This is a genomic window from Litoribacter populi (assembly GCF_007483685.1).
GTDB lineage: Bacteria > Bacteroidota > Bacteroidia > Cytophagales > Cyclobacteriaceae > Litoribacter > Litoribacter populi.
Genome location: NZ_VMKN01000006.1, coordinates 1 through 3015 on the forward strand (window position 1 = coordinate 1; position 3015 = coordinate 3015).

Annotated in this window: 5 protein-coding genes and 6 tRNA genes; 1 reads left to right on the forward strand and 10 read right to left on the reverse strand. The window is 43.2% G+C overall.

Annotated features, from left to right (window positions below; all coding sequences use genetic code 11):
• The coding region (locus FPL27_RS19640) for a helix-turn-helix domain-containing protein (protein WP_185974434.1) at positions 1-181 on the reverse strand (181 nt) is incomplete at its 3' end.
• 220 nt (positions 182-401) lie between these two features.
• Here FPL27_RS19640 and FPL27_RS19645 point away from each other — a divergent pair.
• The gene (locus FPL27_RS19645) at positions 402-701 is read left to right on the forward strand and encodes a Rossmann-fold NAD(P)-binding domain-containing protein (RefSeq protein WP_317129423.1); all 300 of its coding nucleotides are present in this window, start codon (positions 402-404) and stop codon (positions 699-701) included.
• Between the two features lie 228 nt (positions 702-929).
• On the opposite strand, the gene FPL27_RS19650 is transcribed toward FPL27_RS19645, so the two are convergent.
• The 9 genes from FPL27_RS19650 to FPL27_RS19690 all read right to left on the reverse strand — a co-directional run bounded on the left by FPL27_RS19650 (position 930) and on the right by FPL27_RS19690 (position 2846).
• A tRNA-OTHER gene (locus FPL27_RS19650) sits at positions 930-995 on the reverse strand.
• A gap of 47 nt (positions 996-1042) precedes the next feature.
• Positions 1043-1267, reverse strand: coding sequence for a GIY-YIG nuclease family protein (locus FPL27_RS19655; protein WP_235893358.1), 225 nt, complete (start codon positions 1265-1267; stop codon positions 1043-1045).
• A gap of 66 nt (positions 1268-1333) precedes the next feature.
• Positions 1334-1399: transfer RNA gene (locus FPL27_RS19660), tRNA-OTHER, on the reverse strand.
• Positions 1400-1427: 28 nt separating this feature from the next.
• A complete protein-coding gene (locus tag FPL27_RS19665; protein ID WP_143959750.1) occupies positions 1428-1670 on the reverse strand; it encodes a GIY-YIG nuclease family protein in 243 nt (80 codons plus the stop codon).
• A gap of 160 nt (positions 1671-1830) precedes the next feature.
• The gene (locus tag FPL27_RS19670; RefSeq protein WP_143959750.1) at positions 1831-2073 is read right to left on the reverse strand and encodes a GIY-YIG nuclease family protein; all 243 of its coding nucleotides are present in this window, start codon (positions 2071-2073) and stop codon (positions 1831-1833) included.
• Between the two features lie 64 nt (positions 2074-2137).
• Positions 2138-2210: transfer RNA gene (locus FPL27_RS19675), tRNA-Lys, on the reverse strand.
• 179 nt (positions 2211-2389) lie between these two features.
• Positions 2390-2463, reverse strand: a tRNA-Arg gene (locus FPL27_RS19680).
• Between the two features lie 181 nt (positions 2464-2644).
• Positions 2645-2718 (reverse strand) — tRNA-Pro (locus FPL27_RS19685).
• Between the two features lie 55 nt (positions 2719-2773).
• Positions 2774-2846 (reverse strand) — tRNA-Lys (locus FPL27_RS19690).
• Positions 2847-3015 lie beyond the last annotated feature (169 nt).

Below are 3015 nucleotides of genomic sequence, written 5' to 3' on the forward strand. Positions count from 1 at the left end.
TTCCCTCAAGAGTCAGGAGCTCCCCGTACCCCAAGCCGAGTTCCTTGAACCGCTTGATGTACTCGTCTACGGTTTTCCGGTTGACACCCAAAAGGGCGGCCACCTTTCGGTTGCTCAAGCCTTTTTGCTTAAATGCTATCAAACTTCTTAATTCCATGATGTTTATTCTTTGTCCTGCCATGTAGATTGTTTTTAAAAACTACAAGGCTAATAATTATCATGGAAAGTGGCCCAATGACCTCCGGAATTCGAATGGGTTGCCGTAATTAAATGGCCCAATGACCTCCGGAAACAACGCCTGATTTTTGGCCCGTTGATTCCCGGAATGGCTGGCCCAGTATCAGCGTAAACTATGGCCCAGTGACCTCCGTTTTAGACACGTGGACGACAACATTGAAGGTATGTATAGATTGATGAACTCCAGAGATGGTTTTACAGGACCTGTGAACATCGGAAACCCATGTGAATTTACTATGCTTGACCTGGCCGAAAAAATCATCGACCTAACGGGCAGCAGCAGTAAACTCCGGTTTATGGCTTTGCCCCAAGATGACCCCTTGCAAAGAAAACCTTGTATTGAACTTGCCAAAAGAGAATTAGACTGGGAACCGCATGTAGGTATTGATGATGGCCTAACAAAAACGATAAGGTATTTTGAAAACATACTCAACTACGATAAGCAGGTATTTGAAAGAGCTTAAAGTTTATGGTTTAAAGTTTAACTGCCAATTAACGATCTTGGTTTAGAAGGTTATATCCCGGCGCTGACGCTCGGCGGGAGGTTTAGAGGGTTAGAGATGAAGGTAGGTGAATTCTTCATAATAACGATTGAGTTTCTCAGAATGGAGGATATAGAATTGATCCATAATAAAAAAAGTAAGCATGGGTGAAAAATAAAAAAGGCCTCCTTAAAAAGGAGGCCTTCGTGATCCCGCTGGGGCTCGAACCCAGGACCCTCCCGACTTTGCAAGTCGGGATGCTCTACCAGCTGAGCCGAATTGATTTTTCCCCTCACTATCAGCCTTATTTCTGGATAAGTGATTCAATATAGATTCTTGATTTTTTCCATTTGACAGTCAGTTCTCTCTATTTTTGCTTCTCGCAAATCAGAATAGGACTCCGTGTAAACAACTTTCCAAGGAACCCCTGTGGATGTATATTTGGAATGACCAATATTGTGTTCGTACAGCCTTCTTTCAAGGTCAATACAGGCTCCAACATAATAACGATTGAGTTTCTCCGAATGGAGGATATAGAAATGCGCCATAATAAAAAAAAAATTAAGCATGAATAAAAAATAAAAAAGACCTCCTTAAAAAGGAGGCCTTCGTGATCCCGCTGGGGCTCGAACCCAGGACCCTCCCGACTTTGCAAGTCGGGATGCTCTACCAGCTGAGCCGAATTGATTTTTCCCCTCACTATCAGTTCTATTTCTGGATTAGTGATTCAATATAGATTCTTGACTTTTTCCGCTTGACAGACAGTTCTCTCTTTTTTGCTTCTCGCAAATCAGGATAGGACTCCGTGTATACAACTTTCCAAGGAACCCCTGTGGATGTATATTTGGAATGACCAATATTGTGTTCGTACAGCCTTCTTTCAAGGTCAATACAGGCTCCAACATAATAACGATTGAGTTTCTCCGAATGGAGGATATAGAAATGCGCCATAATAAAAAAAAAATTAAGCATGAATAAAAAATAAATAAGACCTCCTTAAAAAGGAGGCCTTCGTGATCCCGCTGGGGCTCGAAACCAGGACCCTCCCGACTTTGCAAGTCGGGATGCTCTACCAGCTGAGCCGAATTGATTTTTCCCCTCACTATCAGTTCTATTTCTGGATTAGTGATTCAATATAGATTCTTGACTTTTTCCGCTTGACAGACAGTTCTCTCTTTTTTGCTTCTCGCAAATCAGGATAGGACTCCGTGTAAACAACTTTCCAAGGAACCCCTGTGGATGTATATTTGGAATGACCAATATTGTGTTCGTACAGCCTTCTTTCAAGATCAATACAGGCTCCAACATAATAACGATTGAGTTTCTCCGAATGGAGGATATAGAAATGCGCCATAATAAAAAAAAAAATTAAGTATGGATAAAAAGTAAATAAGGCCTCCTTAAAAAGGAGGCCTTCGTGATCCCGCTGGGGCTCGAACCCAGGACCCATACATTAAAAGTGTATTGCTCTACCAGCTGAGCTACGGAATCGGTAATTATTTTTTCGACATCCTTATGACGTCAGACCTCAAGATTTTTCCAGATTGAGCTCGAAACCAGGACCCTCCCGACTTTGCAAGTCGGGATGCTCTACCAGCTGAGCTACGGAATCGGTAATCTTAATAAATAATTCTTCGTACTTCGTCCATCCGACTTCGTACTTCCCAATGTGATCCCGTCAGGACTCGAACCTGAAACCTACTGCTTAGAAGGCAGTTGCTCTATCCAGTTGAGCTACGGGACCAATCTTCATTAAATTCTATAACTCGAACCTGAAACCTTCCCGACTTTGCAAGTCGGGATGCTCTATCCAGTTGAGCTACGGAACCTAACCTAATTAAAATTTCCATCTTGCCGTGGGCAAGCTTATTTTCTGGACCCTTACCTGACTTTACACCCAGCAAGCTTCAGAAAAGGAAATTTTGTCGGGGTGGCAGGATTCGAACCTACGACCTCCTCGTCCCAAACGAGGCGCGATACCGGGCTACGCTACACCCCGAACAATCAATCTCCATACTTCGTACTTCTAACTTCGTACCTCGTACTTCAACCTGTGATCCCGCTGGGGCTCGAACCCAGGACCCATACATTAAAAGTGTATTGCTCTACCAGCTGAGCTACGGAATCAGTATTATCAATATTTCTATTTCGATATCCTTTCGACATCGCACATTATTATCTCCCGCTGATGCTCGAACCTAGGACCCTCCCGACCAAAAGTCGGGATGCTCTACCAGCTGAGCTACGGAATCAGTATTATCAATATTTCTATTTCGATATCCTTTCGACATCGAAC

Bases quoted from the DNA above. Each gene is read 5' to 3' on its own strand.
- FPL27_RS19645 (WP_317129423.1), top strand. From the start codon at position 402: ATGTATAGATTGATGAACTCCAGAGATGGTTTTACAGGACCTGTGAAC.
- FPL27_RS19655 (WP_235893358.1), bottom strand. From the start codon at position 1,267: ATGGCGCATTTCTATATCCTCCATTCGGAGAAACTCAATCGTTATTAT.
- FPL27_RS19665 (WP_143959750.1), bottom strand. From the start codon at position 1,670: ATGGCGCATTTCTATATCCTCCATTCGGAGAAACTCAATCGTTATTAT.
- FPL27_RS19670 (WP_143959750.1), bottom strand. From the start codon at position 2,073: ATGGCGCATTTCTATATCCTCCATTCGGAGAAACTCAATCGTTATTAT.